The organism is Streptomyces sp. NPDC046215 (genome assembly GCF_040646215.1).
GTDB classification, from domain to species: Bacteria; Actinomycetota; Actinomycetes; order Streptomycetales; family Streptomycetaceae; genus Streptomyces; species Streptomyces stramineus.
This window is the reverse complement of record NZ_JBEYZW010000007.1, coordinates 102,436-120,985: the sequence shown is the minus strand read 5'-3', so window position 1 is coordinate 120,985 and position 18,550 is coordinate 102,436. Positions and strand designations below refer to the sequence as shown.

The 18,550-nt window shown below is 71.3% G+C and carries 18 protein-coding genes; 5 read left to right on the top strand and 13 right to left on the bottom strand.

Annotated elements, in window-relative coordinates; all coding sequences use genetic code 11:
* The first annotated feature begins 146 nt into the window (after window positions 1-146).
* Both ABZ951_RS05290 and ABZ951_RS05285 read left to right on the top strand, forming a co-directional pair.
* A complete protein-coding gene (locus ABZ951_RS05290; RefSeq protein ID WP_344085406.1) occupies window positions 147-563 on the top strand; it encodes a hypothetical protein in 417 nt (138 codons plus the stop codon).
* 322 nt (window positions 564-885) lie between these two features.
* Window positions 886-2,637: an SGNH/GDSL hydrolase family protein gene (locus ABZ951_RS05285; RefSeq protein WP_344085409.1), complete on the top strand. Its 1,752-nt coding sequence runs from the start codon at window positions 886-888 to the stop codon at window positions 2,635-2,637.
* Window positions 2,638-2,756: 119 nt separating this feature from the next.
* On the opposite strand, the gene ABZ951_RS05280 is transcribed toward ABZ951_RS05285, so the two are convergent.
* The 4 genes from ABZ951_RS05280 to ABZ951_RS05265 all read right to left on the bottom strand — a co-directional run bounded on the left by ABZ951_RS05280 (window position 2,757) and on the right by ABZ951_RS05265 (window position 6,523).
* Window positions 2,757-3,536, bottom strand: a complete 780-nt coding sequence (locus tag ABZ951_RS05280; RefSeq protein WP_344085412.1) for an exodeoxyribonuclease III — start codon at window positions 3,534-3,536, stop codon at window positions 2,757-2,759.
* Window positions 3,537-3,565: 29 nt separating this feature from the next.
* Window positions 3,566-4,210 carry an MBL fold metallo-hydrolase gene (locus ABZ951_RS05275; protein ID WP_344085415.1) on the bottom strand — a complete coding sequence of 215 codons (645 nt, stop codon included), beginning with the start codon at window positions 4,208-4,210 and terminating at the stop codon, window positions 3,566-3,568.
* 13 nt (window positions 4,211-4,223) lie between these two features.
* Window positions 4,224-5,684, bottom strand: coding sequence for an alpha/beta fold hydrolase (locus tag ABZ951_RS05270; RefSeq protein ID WP_344085418.1), 1,461 nt, complete (start codon window positions 5,682-5,684; stop codon window positions 4,224-4,226).
* 278 nt (window positions 5,685-5,962) lie between these two features.
* A complete protein-coding gene (locus ABZ951_RS05265; protein WP_344085421.1) occupies window positions 5,963-6,523 on the bottom strand; it encodes a TetR/AcrR family transcriptional regulator in 561 nt (186 codons plus the stop codon).
* Window positions 6,524-6,618: 95 nt separating this feature from the next.
* On the opposite strand from ABZ951_RS05265, the gene ABZ951_RS05260 reads away from it, so the two are divergent.
* Window positions 6,619-7,221: a DUF2867 domain-containing protein gene (locus ABZ951_RS05260; RefSeq protein ID WP_344085424.1), complete on the top strand. Its 603-nt coding sequence runs from the start codon at window positions 6,619-6,621 to the stop codon at window positions 7,219-7,221.
* Window positions 7,222-7,245: 24 nt separating this feature from the next.
* On the opposite strand, the gene ABZ951_RS05255 is transcribed toward ABZ951_RS05260, so the two are convergent.
* The 4 genes from ABZ951_RS05255 to ABZ951_RS05240 all read right to left on the bottom strand — a co-directional run bounded on the left by ABZ951_RS05255 (window position 7,246) and on the right by ABZ951_RS05240 (window position 12,100).
* Window positions 7,246-8,307 carry a hypothetical protein gene (locus ABZ951_RS05255; protein WP_344085427.1) on the bottom strand — a complete coding sequence of 354 codons (1,062 nt, stop codon included), beginning with the start codon at window positions 8,305-8,307 and terminating at the stop codon, window positions 7,246-7,248.
* Window positions 8,304-9,656: a cytochrome P450 gene (locus tag ABZ951_RS05250; protein ID WP_344085430.1), complete on the bottom strand. Its 1,353-nt coding sequence runs from the start codon at window positions 9,654-9,656 to the stop codon at window positions 8,304-8,306. The genes ABZ951_RS05255 and ABZ951_RS05250 overlap by 4 nt, the downstream gene beginning before the upstream one ends.
* A 175-nt stretch (window positions 9,657-9,831) precedes the next feature.
* Complete coding sequence (locus tag ABZ951_RS05245; protein WP_344085432.1) at window positions 9,832-10,230, bottom strand: spore germination protein GerW family protein; 399 nt, start codon at window positions 10,228-10,230, stop codon at window positions 9,832-9,834.
* A gap of 358 nt (window positions 10,231-10,588) precedes the next feature.
* Window positions 10,589-12,100 (bottom strand): MFS transporter, encoded by a 1,512-nt coding sequence (locus ABZ951_RS05240; protein WP_344085435.1) that lies wholly within the window; start codon window positions 12,098-12,100, stop codon window positions 10,589-10,591.
* A 155-nt stretch (window positions 12,101-12,255) separates the two neighbouring features.
* On the opposite strand from ABZ951_RS05240, the gene ABZ951_RS05235 reads away from it, so the two are divergent.
* Window positions 12,256-12,672: a helix-turn-helix domain-containing protein gene (locus tag ABZ951_RS05235; protein WP_344085718.1), complete on the top strand. Its 417-nt coding sequence runs from the start codon at window positions 12,256-12,258 to the stop codon at window positions 12,670-12,672.
* 97 nt (window positions 12,673-12,769) lie between these two features.
* On the opposite strand, the gene ABZ951_RS05230 is transcribed toward ABZ951_RS05235, so the two are convergent.
* From ABZ951_RS05230 to ABZ951_RS05210, 5 genes are all read right to left on the bottom strand, one after another.
* A complete protein-coding gene (locus ABZ951_RS05230; protein ID WP_344085438.1) occupies window positions 12,770-14,083 on the bottom strand; it encodes an NtaA/DmoA family FMN-dependent monooxygenase in 1,314 nt (437 codons plus the stop codon).
* Window positions 14,080-14,976, bottom strand: coding sequence for a creatininase family protein (locus ABZ951_RS05225; protein ID WP_344085441.1), 897 nt, complete (start codon window positions 14,974-14,976; stop codon window positions 14,080-14,082). Before ABZ951_RS05225 ends, ABZ951_RS05230 begins: the two co-directional genes overlap by 4 nt.
* Window positions 14,973-15,836, bottom strand: a complete 864-nt coding sequence (locus ABZ951_RS05220) for a dihydroorotate dehydrogenase (protein WP_344085444.1) — start codon at window positions 15,834-15,836, stop codon at window positions 14,973-14,975. Before ABZ951_RS05220 ends, ABZ951_RS05225 begins: the two co-directional genes overlap by 4 nt.
* A gap of 50 nt (window positions 15,837-15,886) precedes the next feature.
* Complete coding sequence (locus ABZ951_RS05215; RefSeq protein ID WP_344085447.1) at window positions 15,887-16,432, bottom strand: nucleoside 2-deoxyribosyltransferase; 546 nt, start codon at window positions 16,430-16,432, stop codon at window positions 15,887-15,889.
* A gap of 305 nt (window positions 16,433-16,737) precedes the next feature.
* Window positions 16,738-17,241: a flavin reductase family protein gene (locus tag ABZ951_RS05210; RefSeq protein WP_361279029.1), complete on the bottom strand. Its 504-nt coding sequence runs from the start codon at window positions 17,239-17,241 to the stop codon at window positions 16,738-16,740.
* Window positions 17,242-17,489: 248 nt separating this feature from the next.
* Between ABZ951_RS05210 and ABZ951_RS05205 the strand changes: the two genes are divergently transcribed.
* A complete protein-coding gene (locus ABZ951_RS05205) occupies window positions 17,490-18,515 on the top strand; it encodes an AsnC family transcriptional regulator (RefSeq protein WP_344085451.1) in 1,026 nt (341 codons plus the stop codon).
* Window positions 18,516-18,550: the final 35 nt, after the last annotated feature.

The following is an 18,550-nucleotide window of genomic DNA, read 5'->3' as shown; positions in this document are numbered from 1 at the left end:
ACGGCGTGTCGGTCCGCGCCCCCGCAGGTGTGCCGGGGCGCGCTGTCCGGGAAGTGCCGGGAGGGGTTCCCGCCCCGATTAAGATCAGGCGAGACATGCAGGCGGGCTCAGGGAGAGCCAGCTCGCCGACAGCAAGGAGCAGTTGAGTGGCAGTCAAGTTTGTTCAGGTCGAGGAAGCCCAGAAGGACGAGCCGGGGGTGGAGGAGGCTGTCACCACGACGGTCATCGGTGGCCAGACCATCACCACGACGACCTACGGCCGTCTGATCCAGCACGATGATCTGAAGCCCGATGTCACTGAGGACGTCCTCCTGGTCGAGGTCCTGATCCCGGTCATGAGCACCGAGGAGTACGAGACCGGCGAGATGAACGAGGACGGCAGCCCGGCCATCGCCGTGAAGCCGTGCCTGGTGTACGAGCGCCGGGAGCTGGACATGGGCCCGGAGACCCTCAAGGAGTACCTGGAGGCCCTCCAGCCCTACGCGGCCGTCTCCCGCGAGGCCCAGCAGCCGGTGCCCGGCCAGCGCAAGCGCCGGGCCAAGACGAAGGCCGCGTCCGAGTAGGCACTGCCGGACCGTCAGCCGTGACCCCTCACCAGGGCCTCCCTCCGGAGGCGGTGGGGGGTCACGGCCGTCTACGGGGCCCTCCCGCGCCGGGAGGCCGGCGCCGGGCCCCGCCCCGGGGGGGGCACGCGCGTGCGATGTCCGGCGTGGCCGGTTGGCCTCCTTGACGTTCCCCGGGGGCCTCCCTAGCTTCGTCCAGCCGCATTCAGAGCACGAAAACCTGGGAGGCATGACACGCATGCTCCGGACATCGCGACCTGAGGAAAGACGCCACAGACGCTGGACGGCCGCCGGGTTCGTGGCCGTGGGAGCCGCCTGTGCGATGGCCCTCCCGACCGCCCCGGCGCTCGCCGGCAGCCCCGCGCGGGAAAAGGAGCCGCTCCCTCTGGAGCGGCTCTTCGACAATAGGGCGGTCGGTGACGACGCCCGCCCGGGCACCGCGGACTTCGACGGCGCCGGAAACTCCCTGTCCGCCCAGGACCTCCACGCCGCGGGCTGGACGCCGGGGCGCGCCCTGACGATCGACCGCTCGCGGCTGCGCTGGCCGGGCGGCGGACCGGGCCGGCCCGACAACGTCCGCGCCGACGGGCAGGTGGCCCGCCTGACCGGCGCCGGGGAGGCCCTGACCTTCCTCGTCGCGAGCAGCGCCAAGGGCGCGCCGGGCGACGGGGCCACCGGCACGGGCACGGTGCGCTACCGCGACGGATCGGCCGGTACCTACCGGCTGGCCGCGCCCGACTGGCGGCGCGGGCCGCTGACGACCAAGGCGCTCGGGCTGCCGCACCTGAACACGGCGGGCGGGCAGCGGGCGGAGACCACCCGGCTGTACGCGGTGACCGTGCCCGTCCGGCGCGGCCGGGAGATCGCCGCCGTGGTCCTCCCCCGGGACCCCGGGCCGGACACCGATCTGCACGTGTTCGCGCTGGCGCTGCGCGAGCCCACCGGCGGGTGGACGGGCACGTGGGCGGCGTCCCCCTCCGGCTACGCCGCGGTGGGGCCGTGGACCGACCGGACCCTGCGGCTGGTCGTGCACAGCAGCGCGGGCGGGCCCCGGACCAGGATCCGGCTGGAGAACACCTTCGCGCCCCGGCCCGTCACCATCGGGCACGTGAGCGTCGCGCTCCAGGGAACGGGAGCCGCGGCGGCCGGCAGGCCCGTGGGGCTGACCTTCGGCGGCCGCCCGGGGGCGGTGGTGCCGGGCGGCTCCCAGCTGTTCAGCGACCCCCTGGGGTTCCGGGTGCCCGAGAACACCAATCTGCTGGTGAGCGTCCACCTGCCGGGGACGGTCCGGGCGGTGCCCGTGCACAGCTACACCAGCCAGACCTCGTACCTGAGCGCCGACGGCAGCGGTGACCGGACGGGCGAGGCGGGCGCCGGCGCCTTCACCGGCACCCTCACCATGTGGCCGCTGCTGACCGGCGTGGACGTCGGGGGCGGGCCGGGGTCGGTGGTGGCCCTGGGCGACTCGATCACCGACGGCGAGCGGTCGACGCAGGGCGCCAACGGGCGCTGGCCGGACCTGCTGGCGCGGCGGCTGCTCGGGCAGCGGGAGGTGCCCCGGTTCGGGGTGCTCAACCACGGGATCTCCGGGAACCGGGTGGTGAGCGACCGCTACCCGGGTGACGGGACCAGCACCATCATGAGCGGGGTCAGCGCGCAGCACCGGCTGGAGCGGGACGTCCTGGCGCAGACCTCGGCCCGGACGCTCATCGTCTTCGAGGGCGTCAACGACATCCGGGCGGGCACGACGGCCGAGCAGGTGATCGCGGGGCTGCGGTCGATCGCGGAGCGGGCCCACGAGCGCGGCCTGCGGGTGATCGCGGCGACCATCGCGCCCTGCGGCGGGTTCTACGACTGCACCGCGGTGGCCGAGGCGCAGCGCACCGCCATCAACAAGCACATCCGGTCGGACCAGGGCCTCTATGACGCCGTGTTCGACTTCGACGCGGCCGTCCGCGACCCGCGGCAGCCGGACCGGATGCTGCCCGCCTATGACGGTGGTGACCACCTGCACCCCAACGACGCCGGGATGCGGGCCTTCAGCGACTCGGTGGACCTGCGGCAGCTGGTCTGAGCGAGCCGCCGGCGAGGGCGCCCGGAGGCTCGGGGCGTGTCGTACGGATCGCCGCCGGGGACTGCGGCTCCCGGCACGGCCTGACCGGGCTGATCCGTACGACTCGCCCTGGACGAGCCCTAGACGTCCAGGTCGACGACGACCGGGGCGTGGTCCGAGGCGCCCTTGCCCTTGCGCTCCTCGCGGTCCACGAAAGCGTCCGTCTTCGCCTTGGCGAAGGGGGCGTTGCCGTAGACCAGGTCGATGCGCATGCCCTTGTTCTTCGGGAAGCAGAGCTGGCGGTAGTCCCAGTAGGTGTAGGGGTGGTCGTACTTCAGGGGGCGGGGCACGACGTCGGACAGGCCGGCGTCGCGGAGGGCGGCCAGGGCGGCCCGCTCGGCGGGCGTCACATGGGTGGCGCCCTCGAAGACCGCCGGGTCGAACACGTCCTCGTCGGTCGGGGCGATGTTGAAGTCGCCGAGCACGGCGAACGGGCGCTCGCCCTCCGCGTCCGCGACGACCGCGTCCCGCAGCGCCTCCAGCCAGCGGAGCTTGTAGGCGTAGTGGTCGTGGCCGACCTCCCGGCCGTTGGGCACGTAGACCGACCAGACGCGGACGCCGCCGCAGGTCGCCGAGACGGCGCGGGGCTCCTGCGCCCCCTCGAAGTCCGGGCCGCCGGGCAGCCCGGACACCACGTCCGCGAGGCCCACGCGGGAGATCAGGGCCACGCCGTTCCACCGGCCGGTGGCGTTGACCGCGGCCTCGTAGCCGAGCTCGCGCAGCGCTTCGAACGGGAAGGCGTCCTCCGCGCACTTCGTCTCCTGTATGCACAGGACGTCCGTGCCGCTGCTCTCCAGCCAGGCCAGGAGCCGGGGCAGACGGGCGGTGATCGAGTTCACGTTCCAGGTGGCGATGCGCATGCGGCCACCCTAACGGCCGGGTGTGACAGTCACAGGTCGATGCTCTGCCCGGCCGCCAGCCGGGAGTGCTCCGCGCCTCCGGCGCCGGGACCGTCCGGTCCCAGCATCCGGTCGTAGACGGGCCGGGCCAGGTCGGTGAGCAGCGCGTCGTGGATGTCGACGGCCCGCCGCGGCCGGATCTCGCGGACGTAGTCGATGACCTCGGAGACCTTGTTCCAGGGGGCCATGACGGGCACCATCAGCGTGTCGACGGGCTGCCCGGGCAGGGTCAGCGCGTCACCGGGGTGGAAGACCGAACCGTCCACGAGGTAGCCGACGTTGGTGATCCGCGGGATGTCCGGGTGGATCACGGCGTGCAGCTGCCCGTGCACCTGGACGTCGAACCCGGCGGCGGTGAAGGTGTCCCCCTCGCCGACGGTGTGGACCCGGCCGGGGAAGGCCGCCGAGACGCGCTCGGCGACGCTGCGCAGGGTCCACAGCTCGGCGGCGGGGTTCGCCTCCAGGGCGGCCCTCAGCCGGTTCTCCTCGAAGTGGTCGGGGTGTTCGTGGGTGACGAGGACGGCGTCCGCGCCGAGGGCCGCGTCCTCCTCGCTGAAGGCGCCCGGGTCGATGACGAGTGTGCGGCCGTTCTTCTGGAGGCGGACGCACGCGTGGCTCTTCTTGGTCAACTTCATGATGACCATCTTGCTACGAACGGGCGGGTGTCTCCTCGGCGATGACGCGCCGGGCGACCTCGAAGGCGGCCCCCGCGGCCGGGATCCCGCAGTAGACGGCGGTGTGCAGCAGGGTCTCCTTGATCTCGTCGGGGGTGAGGCCGTTGCGCAGGGCGGCGCGGGTGTGCGCGGCCAGGTCGTCCAGGTGGCCGCGGGCGGTGAGGGCGGTCAGGGTGACGACGGACCGGGTGCGGCGGTCGAGGCCGGGCCGGGACCAGGTCGCGCCCCAGGCGTAGCGGGTGACGAAGTCCTCGAAGTCGCCGGTGAAGTCGTCCGCGGTTTCCGGGCCGCCCGGGTGGGCGTCACCGAGGACCTCGCGCCGGGTCCGGCTGCCCTGCTCGTGGAGGTCGCCGCCGTGCGTGGCGGGCGGCGGCGGGAAGGGGGTGGGCAGGGGCTCGTCGTCGGAGGGCGGCGGGCCGAAGCCGGGGAACACGGCGGGGGCGGGGGCCGGGCCGGGAACGAAGGCGGGGGCGGGGGCCGCGGGCGGCGCGAACGGGCCGGGGGTGACCGGCGGGGCCGCCGCGGCGGGCGGTACGGCGCCGGGGGCAGGCGTGGTGCCCTGCGGGAAGGCCGGGGGCACCACGGCGGGCGGCGGGGTGTGCGCCGGGCCGGCGGGGCTCGCGCCGACGGTGGGCAGGCTCTGCTGGGTGGAGAGCTGCCAGGCCGTCGTGAAGTGCCGCACCAGCAGGTCGGTGACGGCGGCGGGCTGCTCGACCGGCGCGAGGTGGGAGGCCGAGGGGACGACGGCGAGGCGGGCGTCGGGGATGCCCGCGACGAGCACCCGGGCGTCGGCGGGCGGGGTGACCTGGTCGTCGGAGCCGACGAGGACGAGCGTCGGCACGCTGATCCGGCCGAGGTCGGCCCGCGCGTCGAAGGAGGCGAGCGCCTGGCACGCGCCGACGTAGCAGTGCGCGTCCGTGGTGCTGACCATCTGCACGGCCCAGTCCACGATCGCGGGCTGGGCGGCGGCGAAGGCCGGGGTGAACCAGCGCTCGGGCGCGGACCGGGCCTCGGGGTCGAGCCCGCTCGTACGGACGGCGCTGCCGCGCTGCCGCCAGGAGTCGGCGGTGCCGAACCGGGCGGAGGTGGCGACCAGGGCCAGGGAGGCGAGCCGGTGCGGGTGGCGCAGGGCCAGGTCGGCGCCGACGGCCCCGCCGATGGAGCAGCCCGCGTAGCCGAAGCGGTCGACGCCGAGGGTGGCGAGGGTGGCGATCAGCCGGTCGGTGAGCCCCCCGACGTCGGGCGTGGGCTCGACGGGGGCGCCGCCGTGGCCGGGCAGGTCGAACCGGAACACCCGCCAGTGGCGGGTCAGCTCGGGTATCTGCCGGTCCCACATGTGCCAGGTGGTACCGAGGGACGGCCCCAGGACCAGGACCGGGGCGTCTTCCGGCCCGTCGAAGCGGTGTTGCAGGGTATTGGTCTTGGTCTCGCTCACGGGTTCACACCTTCATCTGTCACGATCTGTCACACGCCCCCCGCGAGACCTCCCCGTGCCTCCGCTGCTGGAAGCAGGTCCGCCACGTCCGGTTTCACGTACCACTTCTTGGTCGTCTTCACGTTCGTGTGCCCGGCCCGCAGGGCAAGCAGGTGATCCGGCATCCCGTTGTTCGCCAGGTAGATCAAGCACGACGCCCGAGCATCGTACAGACGGACCCGGCGAAGGCCGTTTTCGCCCGCATGAGAGAGACGCCACGCGCGGGTGGCGACGGGCGGCTACTCCAGCAGCCGTTGCCTGATGAGCTCCATCACTTCCGCGCGGCTGCGCTTGCCGTTGTCGGCGGCGTTGAAGTGGTTGCCGATGCGCACCGAGACGGCGAGCAGGCAGCGGACTTCGACCTCGTCCTCGTCGGGGCAGAAGGCGGTGAACAGGGAACGCAGGTAGTCCATACGGCAGTTGTCGACGCGGCGCAGGCGCTCGGCGACGGCCGCGTCGCGGCGGGCCCAGTCGCGGATCGCTATGTCAGCGGTGGTGCCCCGCACCGGCCCGTCCGTGGCGGCGGCGACGACGGTGAACAGCCGCTCCAGTCTGGCCCTGGCGTCTCCCCCGCCGCTCTCCACCTGCTCGATCACGCTCTCGGTGACCTCGTACTCCCAGGTGTCGAGCATTTCGGTGAGCAGCGCGCCTCGGTTGCGGAAGTACCCGTAGAAGCCGCCCTTGCTGACGCCGAGTGCCTGTGCCAGTGCCTCGATCCGGACGGCTTCGGGGCCGCCGGCGACCAGTGCCCGCAAGCCTTCCTCGATCCACTTGCCGCGTGGCGTGCGGGTCGCGCCCATGGTGTGTGCCTCCTCACGTCACGGCCGAGTATACGGGTGCGCATAGTCGGGTCTACGCTCGATCTATACGCAACCGTATAGACAGGGGCCTGCCCATGCGACTTCCCCGAACCGCCCACACCGACCGCCCCTGGCGGATCCACGAGATCGCCCACGACTTCACGGTCGAGGACGTGTGGGCACTGCCCACCCCCGGCGGACCCGACGACCTCGAGTGGCTGGTGCGCCAGACCGCAGACGGAATCAGGGGCGGGGTGAACGGAGACGGGCTCGTCTCCCGCGTGCTCTTCGCCGTCCGCTGGAAACTCGGAGCACTGCTCGGCTGGGACAAGTCCGGTACCGGCATCAGCACCCGGCCGCCTTCCCTGCGCGACCGGTTGCCGGCGGACCTTCGCGAGGGCCCGCGGGGTCCCGACCTCGGTTCGTCCCCGTTCACCTCCCTCTATCAGAGGAACGATGAGTGGGCCGCCGAGATGGGCAACAAGACCGTGCAGGCGGTGATGCACATCGGCTGGGTCCCGGACGGTGTCGGCGGTTACCGCGGCCAGATGGCCGTCCTGGTGAAGCCGAACGGGCTGTTCGGCACCCTCTACATGGCCGCCATCAAGCCCTTCCGGTACATCGGGGTGTACCCGGCACTGATGCGCTCCATCGGCCGCCAGTGGCAGGCGAACGCCGCCGAGCGAAGCGTGCGCTGACCGGTCGGCAAGACCTCTCGCCCCTCACTGATAGAGGGTCCGGTGTGGCGTGAGGATGACGGTGGCTGTGGTGTGGCCGTTCCAGGTGTGGTCAGGGCCGTTGTAGCGGGAGGTGATGTACGACCATTCAAGATTGCCGGCGATCATCCAGCGGAGGGCTTCGACGTACGGTCTCACCGCGGCGTCCTGGCCGCGCACTGATCCCAGAAGGTCCCGGCTGAGGGTGCGGAATTCGTTCTCGATGCGTTTGACGGTCGCGGCGATGTGGTCGACGGCGGCTTGGAGATCGCCGCCGTTGGTGGCCAGGGCGAGGCTGATCTCATTGATGCGGTCGCCGCTGTAGAGCTCCTTGCGGTACGAGAAAATGTCGTTGACGGCGACCCAGTGCCGGGCCACCAGGTAGTTGAGCCGGCCGAGCTGGGGAAGGGCGGCCAGTTCGCCGGTGAGGTCGACGCCCAGCCCGTACTCCAGGAGCGGAAAACAGCACGCGCCCACGCTCTTGATGCGGGATGCCTCGTACGCGGCCGGCTCCACGGCCGTGCCGGCGTCCAGCCAGCCCCGTTCGGTGCGGCAGGCGGCGAAGAACCCCTCCATCTCCTGCGCGAATCGGTCCCACAGCCCGGTCGGCATGCCGGCGCGCAGGCGCTGCGCCAGCCCGGCCAGCACCCTGGGGTACGGGGCCTGCGGCGTGGGCCGGTCCGGGGTGAGGGCGGTGTCCAGCTGATGCAGGCCCAGGCGTTCCAGATGTGCGTGGGGTGCGTGGACGAAGAGGTCGTCGGTGCTGAAGAGGACGTCGATCCAGTGACAGATCGTCTTGGTGCGTTCGGTGCCGGTGGTGGGGTAGGCCAGCAGGTTCCACAAGGTGGTCCGCTGATGAAGGAACTCCTCGAACGCATGCGGGCTGTCGGCGTGTGCCGGGCGCAGGGCCTCGTCCAGCCAGGCGCGGCAGGAGGTTTCCAGCTCGTCGATTCCGGGGCGGCGCAGCGCGGGCTGGAACCGGGAGAGGGAGGGCAGCCGGAAGCTGGGGCACGGCCCGGTCTTCAGGGCGTCTCCGGGCTCAAGGCCGGGAGCCGGGAGGGTGGTCACCGCTGAGCTCTTCGGGGGGTGCGCCGGTGCAGGGTGAGGGGCTGTTCGGCGGGGACGAGCAGAAACCGTGGCACGGGGCGGACAGGTCCCGGCCGTGTGGGGTGCAGGTGCCAGGTGCGGGTGATGGTGGCCAGGGCGAGGGTGGTCTCGGTCATGCCGTAGAACTCGCCCATGCACCGGCGGCGTCCGGCACCGAAGGCCAGGAAGGACTGGCGCTGTGCGGGAGTGAGGCGTTCGGGCAGCCACCGGTCCGGGTCGAGGCGGCCTGGGTCGGGGAAGACGTCGGCGTTGCGTTGCAGGGCGTAAGGGCTGATGAGGACATCGGCCCCCTTCGGCAGCAGGTGCCCGCAGATCTCGGTGTCTTCGACGGCGATGCGGCTGAGCAGCCAGGTGGGTGGATACAAGCGCAGCACCTCGGTCAGCAGCCTCTTTGTGAACGGCAAGGAGGGCAGGTCATCGAAGGTGACCGGGCGTTCTCCGAGAACACCGTCGGCTTCTTCCCACAGCCTGTTCTGGACCCGGGGGTGACGGGCCAGGAGCTGGAAGGTCCACGCCAGAAGCGAGGCGGAGGTCTCCACGCCCGCGGCCAGCACCGACATCACCTGGTCGCGCACCTCGGCGTCATCCGGACGGCGCCCGCTGTCCTCATCCCCGGCCATGATCTGGGACAACAGGTCCTGAGCGTCCTGGCCTTGCTGCCGGTACTGGGCGATGACCTCCCCGATGGCCGCGTCCAGGCGGGCGCGGGCTCCGTCGAAACGCCGGTTGGCCGGTGTCGGTACCCGGTGCACCCACGCCGCGGGAATCAGCATCCGGCGCAGCAGGCCGCGCAGCAGCTCCGGCAACGCGTCCGCCATCACCTCCGCAGCCTGACGGCCGGCCGGTGCGGACACCAGCGTCCGGGCGACCACCAGTGCCGCCAGCCGGTACATCGCCGCCCCGATGTCGAGTACGTGGCCCGGCTGCCAGGAAGCCGTCGCTTCCAGCACGCACTCGCGCATCACCTCGGTGTAACCGGCGACCCGGCTGCGATGGAACGCGGGCCTCATCACCGGCCGCTGCACCCGATGGTCCTCCGCGCTGCAGGTGATGACACCGTTCCCCACCAGTTGGCGAGCGGCCTCCATGAACGGGCCGCCCTTGTCGAAACGGTCCTGCTGTGAGACGAGCACCTGCGTCGCTGCCTCGGCACTGTTGATCAGGAAGCACTCCCGACCCATCAGGCGCAGCGCGACCACCGAGCCCGAGGCCCGCTGCTGTTCGAGAAACCCCAGCGGGTCAACCGCCAGGCGCCCCGCGTGCCCGATCAGGGGAAGCTCACCCTGGAACGTCCGAACCACCTGCTGCACGCGCTGCCCCCCGGAAGAACCCCGTTGATCTCAGCGGAGGATACAGCCGGAGTAACCGCTCCGCCACTCTCTGTAGCGGCATCTGGGGGAAACGCGGCCCGCACCGCAAGGCGCCACCACCCGGCCCTGAGAGGGCGGTGCATGAGTTGCTGTCTGGTGGGTCGTTGCGGTTGGTTCAGCGAGGGCGGCGCTTGGCGAGGCGGCGGACGAGCAGGGGGACGACGGTTCCTGCCAGGAGGGCGGCGAGCGGTACCGCGACGTCCGCCCAGGAGGCTCGGAGGGGTTTGTAGGTGGCGGTGCCGTCTTTGATCTCGATGTAGCCGCGGGGGCGGGCGCCGGCTCCGCCCCCTCCTTGGCCGGTGTCGGCGGCTCCGGCTTCGGGGCCCGTGCCCCCGGCGAACCCGAAGGCGATTTCGGCGACTGGAATGACGGTGATCCCACCGCTGGTCACGGGTTCGCCGAAGACGGCTGCCACCGAGGCCCGGCTGCCGAGCTGTTCGGCCAGGCGTCCCATCAGGGCTCCAGCCGTGTCGGCCTGCGGGAGGGACTGGTCCGGTGTGTCTGAGCTGGTCATCGGATACCTCCGGGGTGGCGGGTAGGCGGTACCGAGGATATGGGGGTGCCCGGGACAAGGCGCTCTCGTGGAGATGCCGGTGGGCGGTGTGCGGGGGTGGCCGCGCGGCGGAGGGGCGAGCGGCCGCGCGGCGACGGCCGCCTTCTGACTCACGGCTTCCAGAACTGGGCCGGCGCGCCCTGCTGGTACGCGCCGGAGCTGACGCTGATGTCACCGGCGAAGGGCCGGTCCAGCACCAGGACCAGCAGCAGAGTCAACAGCTGCCGGAGGGGACGGCCTGGCGTCGGCCCCCGCCGGAGCGCGCCGACGAGTGCCCCTCACCTCTCACGTGCCCCCGCGTACGTCGGACCGCCGCCGTTCAGTGAGGCAGGCCCTCGCGGTCGGTGGACCGGGGTCGCAGCAGCGTGGCCGCCAGGGTCGCCGTGACGAGCAGGACCACCGCGGCGCAGGCGGTGACCGTGGTGAAGCCGCGGTCGTAGGCCGTTCTGGCCGCGTCGAGCACTTGGGCCGCGGCCGAGGTGTCCAGTTTGTCGGCGACCGTCTCGGCGGAGGCGAACGACTCCTTCACCGCGTCGCGGTCCGCGGCGTCCAGGCCGGGGGTGGCGGGCAGCGCGAGCCGGTAGCCGGCGATCAGCACGGTGCCGAGGACCGCGACGCCCAGGCCGGCGCCGAGTTCGAAGGAGGTCTCCTGGATGGCGGCGGCCTCGCCCGAGCGGTCCGGGTCGGCGGCGGCCATGATGGAGTCCGCGCCCAGGGTCATCACGATCCCCGCTCCGTACCCGGCGGCCACGAGGGGCGCGACGAGCACGGCGTACGCCCCGGTGTCGCCCACCAGCGCCAGGAGCGCCATGGCGGCGGCGAAGAGGCCCAGCGCTCCGGTCATCGCCCACCGGTTGCCCCAGCGGGCCGAGATCCAGGGCGCGGTCGTCGCGCCGACGGCGTTGGTCGCGGCGAGGGGCATGAGGGCCAGGCCCGCGCGGACCGGTGAGAAGCCGCCCACCTGCTGCAGCCACTGGGTCAGGAAGAACAGCAGCGCGACATAGCTGCCGAAGCAGCCGATGACGCACACGGTGGCGGTGGTGAAGCGGCGGTCGGCGAAGAGCGAGAAGTCCACCAGCGGTTCGGCGAGCCGGCGCTGGCGGCGGACGAAGAAGTGGAGCAGGGCCGCACCCCCCACGGCCGTGATGACGATCACCGTGCTGACGCCGGCGTGCTCACCGGCCTGTTTGAGCGCGAAGACCACGCCGGCCAGGCCCGTGACGGAGAGCGCCACACTGGCGAGGTCCCACTGCCGGGGGCGGGGATTGCGCGACTCGGGGATGACCCGGGCACCGACCACGAGGATGACCAGGGCGATCGGCACGTTGATGAGGAAGGCGGCGCCCCAGCCCCACCACTCGGCGACCAGTCCGCCCACGAGCGGGCCGAGGGTCGCGCCCACGCTGTGCGCGGCCGTCCAGATGCCGATCGCGACGGCCCGCTCGCGGTCGTCGGTGAACACGACCCGGATGATCGCGACGGTGGACGCCATGATCATCGCGGCGCCGATGCCCAGCACCACCCGCGAGGCGATCAGCTGCGGGGTGGACGAGGAGAAGCCGGCGGCCGCGGAGGCCAGGCCGAACAGCGCGAAGCCGCTGAGGACCATCTTCTTGCGCCCGATCCGGTCGCCGAGCGTTCCGCAGGTCACCAGGAGCGAGGCGAGGGTGAGCGAATAGATGTCCACGATCCACAGCAGCTGACTGCCGCTGGGGCGCAGTTCCAGACTCATCTTGGGGACCACCGCGTGGAGCACCGTCAGGTCGATCCCGCACAGCAGGAGGCTGGTGGAGACCACGGCCAGAACCAGCCAGCGCTGCCTCGCGGTCATGTCGGGCGGCGGTGCAAGGACCCCTAACGGTGCGTCCGCGTGCGGCGCTTCACTGTTGTTCATGGAAGAACCCTCGCGGGCCGGGTACCGTCGGGGCAAGTACGGTCATTCATGTGCCATAGTGCCAATCTGTATACCATTGGGGGTTGTCGCGCATGCGGAACACCATCGGTGAAACGCCCGACTACTGTGCGATCGAGACGGCCATGGAAGTCCTCGGGGGCCGTTGGAAGCTGGCCATCCTCAAGCAACTCCTGGGCGGCACCCAGCGGTTCAGCGAGCTGAAGCGCGGTCTGCCGCGGATCACCCAGCGGATGCTGACCCGGCAGCTGCGCGAGCTGGAGGCCGACGGGCTGGTCGAGCGCACCGTTTACCGCGAGGTGCCGCCCCGGGTCGAGTACGCGCTCACCGAGACCGGCCGAAGCCTCGACGCCATCGCGGGACTACTGGACGCGTGGGGCCACTGGTACCTGGACACCCACGGCAGGCCGACTAGCGCGGCCCCGGCCCATGCCCCTGCCCCGGCCGGCGTTCCGGCCCCGGCCCACGCCGCGGTCACCGCCGCTGAGTGAACGCCTGTCCCGGAGGGGGACGCGTCATCATGGGGTGGTCCACGGCGGACCGAAAGAGCGCCGGCGCCTCGGCGCCGGCACTCCGCGGGCCGCGCGGTCAGAACTCCCGGAGGTTCTCGCGCAGGGTTCGGCCCGGCGTGTACACCGAGCGGGTCAGGCCCCGGCGCTGGAGCGCGGGCACCAGCCCGTCCGCGACCTCGGCGATGTAGCGCCGGTTCAGGCGGAGCAACGGCGTGGTGATCATGAAGCCGTCGCCGCCCACCTCCTCCATGATCTCGCCCATCCGGTCGGCGACCTGGTCCGGGGTGCCGACCAGCTCCACCGACGAGACGAGGCCGCCGGCGCCGTCCACCACGAGCTGGCGCAGCGTCTTGCCGCTCCCCCACTGCTGGAACTTGTCCAGTGAGCCCTGTTCGCCGTTGGTGGTGAGCTTGCGCGGCAGCGGCTCGTCCAGCTCGAACTGCATGAAGTCGATCTCCGTCAGGGAGGAGATCTGCGCGAGGATGTTCTGGGCGAACCGCGGCGAGTTGACCATCCGGGCCTGCTTGGCCTCGGCCTCCTCCTGCGTCTCACCGAGCGTGGGCGTGACGCAGAACAGCACCTTGATCTCGTCGGGGTCCCGGCCGGCCTCCACGGCGTGCCGGCGGACGTCCTCGCGGAACTCCCGCATGCTCTCCACGCCGCTGCCGATCGCGATGATCGAGTCGGCGTTGCGGGCCGCGAACCGGCGGCCCCGCGGCGAGGCGCCGGCCTGGACGAACGCCGGGCGGTGCTGGGGCGAGGGCACGGTGTTCAGCGGGCCGCGCACCGAGAAGTGCTTGCCCCTGAAGTGGATCGGACGGACCTTGGTGTGGTCCGCGTAGACGCCGTTCTCCCGGTCGATGACGACCGCGTCCTCGTCCCAGGACGCGAAGAGCTGTTTGACCACGTCCACGTATTCGTCGGCCATCTCGTACCGCACGTCGCGCGGCGGCAGGACGTCCATGCCGAAGTTCTGCGCGGCCAGGTCCTCGGCGCTGGTGACGATGTTCCAGCCGAAGCGCCCGCCCAGCATGCTGTCCATGGTGGAGGAGAGCCGGGCCGTCATGAACGGCGGGTACGCCATCGTGGAGAGCGTGGCCACGATGCCCAGGTGCCGCGTCGCCAGGCCCATCGCCACCGCCAGCGGCACCGGGTCGTGCTTGGGCGCCACCATGGCCTGCTTGAGCACGGCCTCCGCGGAGCCGCCGTAGCTCTCCGGCACCATCAGCTTGTCCTCGATGATGACGTAGTCGAAGCAGGCGCGCTCCAGCGCCTGGGCGACCTCGGTGTGGAACTTCCCGTCCCACGGTGTGCCGCCCGATCCGAAGGGGCCCTGCCAGTCGTCCGGGGTGAAGTTGAAGATGAAGGCGAGATGGAACGGGCGGCTCACGGTGTCTCTGTCCCCTCGGTCGTGACGGCGGCGGTCGGTACGGCAGCGGTCGGTACGGCATGGGTGGCGGTCGGCGCGGCGGCCGCGGTGCCGTTCCGGCGGCGGTCCGGCCTGGTGCGGGCGAGCAGCAGGCCCTCACCGCTGCGGACGAGGGCGACCGCCTCGGCGACGACGTGGCGGAAGAGCTTCTCCCCCAGGGCCGCGCTGGAGCCCTGCGTGGACGACAGCACGCCCTCGTTGGTGGTCTGGGCCACGTCGATCGGGTGCAGGTAGATGCCGCTGCGCGGCGGCCGGTCGTGGCCCGGCCTGGCCTCGCGCACCAGGTCGGGCCGGAGGTGCAGCATCAGGCTGGTCTCGGTGACCCCGGCGTGCTCGGCGTGCCAGCCGGGGAACTCCGGGAGCTCGGCCCGCAGCCAGGACTCCTGCACCAGGCTCCACCAGCTGAAGGCGAGCACCTCCTTGTCGTCGAACGCCCCGTCCCGGCACACCTGGTCCAGGGCCTCGAAGATGAACGGTTCGTTCTCGAAGTGGCCGTTCACCACCAGCAGCCGGGCGCAGGGCAGCTCGGCGACCGAGAGCAGCGCCTCGCGCAGGAAGCGGACGAGCGTGTCGCCGTGGACGTGCAGCGTGCCGGGGAAGGACAGCCCCCCGCCGCTCTGCGGCAGCGAACGGGCCGCCACCGGCTGCACCGGGAGGACGAAGCCGTCGAGCTCCTCCGCGATCGCGCGGCCGAACTCCTCGGCGAGCACGGAGTCCACGGACAGCGGCAGGTGCGGCCCGTGCTGCTCGGTGGCACCGATCGGCCACACGAGGGTGTGGCCGCCCAGGGCGCCGGCCGTCTCCGCGCTGGTCAGGTCCGTGTAGGAGCGGGCGCCGGCGCGCGCGGCGGTCATGCCAGCGCCTCCTGCGGTGTGCCCGTGATCCGTGCGGTCTCGGTGACGATCCGGTCCAAGGTGGTGTACATGTCGGTGTGCAGGGCGGTGTACACCTGGGTCACGTTCGCCCCTACCTGGAGGTAGTCGGCGACGTCGCGGCCGGAGGCGATGCCGCCGCTGCCCATGATCGGTATGGTGAAGCGCCGGCTGCGCAGCCGCCAGATGGCCGCCAGCACCAGCGGCTTGATCCCGGGGCCCGAGTAGCCGTACACGCCGCCGAGTTCGAGTTCGCCGGATTCCGGCGCCACCGCGGCCCCGGAGATGGTGTCGCTGACGGTGATGGCGTCCGCGCCGCCGGCGATCGCGGCCCGGACCCGGTCCTCCAGCCCTTCCCCGATGGCCAGTTTGACCGAGATGGGCACCGAGGTGCCCGACCGCACCTCGGAGGTGTACGAGTACACCCGGTCCGGGTTGTCGTCCGGGAGGCCGGATTCCTCGTTGAGGCAGGAGATGCCGAGTTCGAGCGCCCGGCAGCCGGTGGTCTGCACCTGCCGGGCCAGGACGGCGAGTTCGGCCGGGGTGTCGGCGTGGATCGAGGCGATGACCGGGAGCCCGTCGTTGGCGAACGAGCGCAGCACCCCCAGCCAGTGGCCGACCGAGCGCTTCGAGTAGGTCGTGCTGTTCAGCATCCCCACCGGGAGCCGGAGGATGCGCTCGTCCAGCCCGACGGGCGGGCTCGGGTGGATCGTCTTGGTGACGACGGCTCCGGCGCCCGTCTCCAGCAGTTTGCGGATGTTGCGCTCCTGGTCCGTCAGGAGCCCGGAGCCGACGATCACGGGGTTGGCGATGGGTATGCCCAAGATGGAGAGGTCAGACACACGTTCCTCCGGGGGGGGTGCGGTGGGGTGCGGCGGCAGAGGGTGCGCGGTCAGGCGACATAGCCCGCGTTGACGGCTTCCCGCTGCTGCTCGGTGGCGGCGAGGACGGCCTCGATGAGCAGGTTCGGCTTGTCGACGAACTCGTCGAAGTCGATGGTCCGCACGGCCCCGACCTTGTGGAGCCCCTTGAGGAGGTGGCTGGCCGACTCGACGAACGGCTGCTTGGTGATGAGCACGATCGGACGCCCGAGGGCGGTGGCCCAGCCGAGCTCGACATGGGTGCCGTCGGTACGCCGCAGCGTCTGGTCCTCCAGGAGGGGCAGCACCGGGACGAAGACGTCACACTTCCGCATCCAGCGGAAGTCGCGTACGGAGACCTGCTCCGGGGTGAACGCCGCGGTCTGGGCGCCGAATTCCTCCACACGGTGGGCGGAGAAGGTATTCGCGCCGTTTTCCTCGGCCACGGCGATCGCCGTCTGAATGGCGTCCTGCAAGTGGTGGACAAAGCCGTTCGGCAGGATCGCGTGCTGGATCGGGCCGCCGACGAAGACATCCAGACCGGTCAGCAGGCCGGAGGTAAGGGCGGTTCCTGACATACGAGTTCTCCTCATTCTTACTAATGCACCTCGACGGCGTGCGGCACGGGTGGGTCACCTGTGGGAGCCGCATCAAGGCGTGCCGAGGCGATGGACCGGTGGGGCGGCGGGAAGCGCGAGGCCGGACGGAACGGGCCCGTGCGCCGGGGGTCGCCGCGGAACCGGCCATGGGGGCCGGTTCACGCGCCCGCGGCGCCGGAACGGGCGGAGGAGCGTAGGGATGAGGGGCGGAATCCACGACGACGGCATTCCGCGCGGTGGGCGCTCCGGCCCGACCGGGCGGAGCCTGCGGTCAGCCGGCGCCGTTACGGCGTGAGACCGGTGTACCGACCGCGGTGGTACAGCAGCGGACGGACGTCCCGGGCTGCGTCGAGCCGGTGCACGTCGGCGACCGCGATCACGTGGTCGCCCCCGGGGTACTCCGCGTGGAGTTCGCAGTCGATCCACGCCGAGGCACCGGCGAGCAAGGGGGACCCGCCCGGCGAGTAGTCCCAGCGCACGCCGGCGAACTTCTCCCCTCCGGTACGGGCGAAGCTGTCGCTGAGGTTCTGCTGGTATTCCGCAAGGACGTTGATACAGAAATGCCGGATCCGGCTGATCAGCGGCCACGTCGTCGAGGTGCGGCTGACGCACAACACGACCTGCGGTGGGTCCAGGGAGAGGGAGGAGAACGCCTGACAGGTGAACCCGACCGGGCCTTCGGGGCTCATGGCGGTGACGGCCGTGACACCGGAAGGGAAGTTTCCGAGTACGGACCGGAAAAATGCCGCCTGATCCTCTAAGACCGGGGGTGCGTTGTCAGCAGGCATGTTCTCTCCACTCATCGAGCATGCACTTTCGTCCCGGGGAACGGCGGTGCCGAGAAATTCCTTGCGTTGCGTGGGCGATGGACCGGGCACTGCATCCAAGGGGTGGCTTCCGAACGCGCCGGTCCCTTGGAGGTGTTGACGGCCACCTGCCCGGCGGGACACCACCGGGTGATCATAAGCATGCACGGCCTGAACGGATCTGACAACAGGTCTATGCTGGATGGCGAGAATCTTGCAATCATCACCCCATGCTGAAAGAACCAGACGTCACCGACCGTCTCGACAGACGCGTCATCGCCGCGCTCCAGGTGAACCCGCGGGCGAGTATCGGTGAGATCGGGCGGATTCTCGGAGAGCACGAACGCACCGTGGCCAGGCGGCTCCACCGGCTGCTGACCGAGAAAATCGTCGTTCCGACGGCCATCTACGACGCCTTGCGGTGCAGCATGGGCGTCTCGACCCATGTACGGATACAGGCCGAACGCGGCACGCAGACGGAGGTCGCGGCTTTTCTTTCGAACCGTCAGGACGTCCGGCTGGTGATGGCGATAGGCGGCCAGAGCGATGTGCTCTGGGCCGAGATGATCACATCGCGGGACACCGGTCTGTACGCCCTGATGACCAAGGACCTGCCGCACGTCCCGCACATCGACAGCTTCAGCGCGTACCTCACGATCCGCACCTTCATGACCGTCGCCGAATGGCACGCTCCGCTTCTCACGGAGCAGGAAGTCTGCCGACTGCGGTCCAGCGCGATCAAGCCACTTCCCGACCCTCAGGACCACTATGAACTGTGCCCCTCCGACCGGCGGGTGGCCGAGGCCCTCATCAGGAACTCGCGCATCACCCTGACCGACCTCGCGAAAGAACTGGACTTCTCCGTGGCGACCGCGGGCCGCCGGGTGACCTCGCTGCTCGAACGCCGGATGCTCCATCTGCGGACCGAAGTGGAACCGGCCTGCCTGGGCCGGCCCAACGAGGTCCAGCTCGGCCTCCGGGTGCGCGCCGAAGGACTGGAAGAGGTGGGCCGCGCCCTCGCCCGATGTCCGGAAGTCCGCTACTGCGCCGCTGTCACCGGCAGACAGAACCTGCTCGTGGAGCTGTGCCTGGAACACGAGTCGGACCTCTACCGCTTCCTCGTCGAACGCCTCGGCACCATGCCGCACATCATGGACGTGGAGACCGAGATCATCGCCCACGCCTACAAACGGGGCTCCGTCATCAAGGACCCGGCCTTGCCCTCGCCTGTGGCCGACATCGGCGGCGGAGCCTGACGACCCTTCCCCCTCCGTCCACGGGAGCTGATCAG

What these genes read in the sequence shown, in the direction of transcription:
- ABZ951_RS05285 (WP_344085409.1), top strand. Translation starts at nt 886, where the DNA reads ATGGCCCTCCCGACCGCCCCGGCGCTCGCCGGCAGCCCCGCGCGGGAA.
- ABZ951_RS05280 (WP_344085412.1), bottom strand. Translation starts at nt 3,536, where the DNA reads ATGCGCATCGCCACCTGGAACGTGAACTCGATCACCGCCCGTCTGCCC.
- ABZ951_RS05275 (WP_344085415.1), bottom strand. Translation starts at nt 4,210, where the DNA reads ATGAAGTTGACCAAGAAGAGCCACGCGTGCGTCCGCCTCCAGAAGAAC.
- ABZ951_RS05265 (WP_344085421.1), bottom strand. Translation starts at nt 6,523, where the DNA reads ATGGGCGCGACCCGCACGCCACGCGGCAAGTGGATCGAGGAAGGCTTG.
- ABZ951_RS05260 (WP_344085424.1), top strand. Translation starts at nt 6,619, where the DNA reads ATGCGACTTCCCCGAACCGCCCACACCGACCGCCCCTGGCGGATCCAC.
- ABZ951_RS05245 (WP_344085432.1), bottom strand. Translation starts at nt 10,230, where the DNA reads ATGACCAGCTCAGACACACCGGACCAGTCCCTCCCGCAGGCCGACACG.
- ABZ951_RS05240 (WP_344085435.1), bottom strand. Translation starts at nt 12,100, where the DNA reads ATGACCGCGAGGCAGCGCTGGCTGGTTCTGGCCGTGGTCTCCACCAGC.
- ABZ951_RS05235 (WP_344085718.1), top strand. Translation starts at nt 12,256, where the DNA reads ATGCGGAACACCATCGGTGAAACGCCCGACTACTGTGCGATCGAGACG.
- ABZ951_RS05225 (WP_344085441.1), bottom strand. Translation starts at nt 14,976, where the DNA reads ATGACCGCCGCGCGCGCCGGCGCCCGCTCCTACACGGACCTGACCAGC.
- ABZ951_RS05215 (WP_344085447.1), bottom strand. Translation starts at nt 16,432, where the DNA reads ATGTCAGGAACCGCCCTTACCTCCGGCCTGCTGACCGGTCTGGATGTC.
- ABZ951_RS05210 (WP_361279029.1), bottom strand. Translation starts at nt 17,241, where the DNA reads ATGCCTGCTGACAACGCACCCCCGGTCTTAGAGGATCAGGCGGCATTT.
- ABZ951_RS05205 (WP_344085451.1), top strand. Translation starts at nt 17,490, where the DNA reads ATGCTGAAAGAACCAGACGTCACCGACCGTCTCGACAGACGCGTCATC.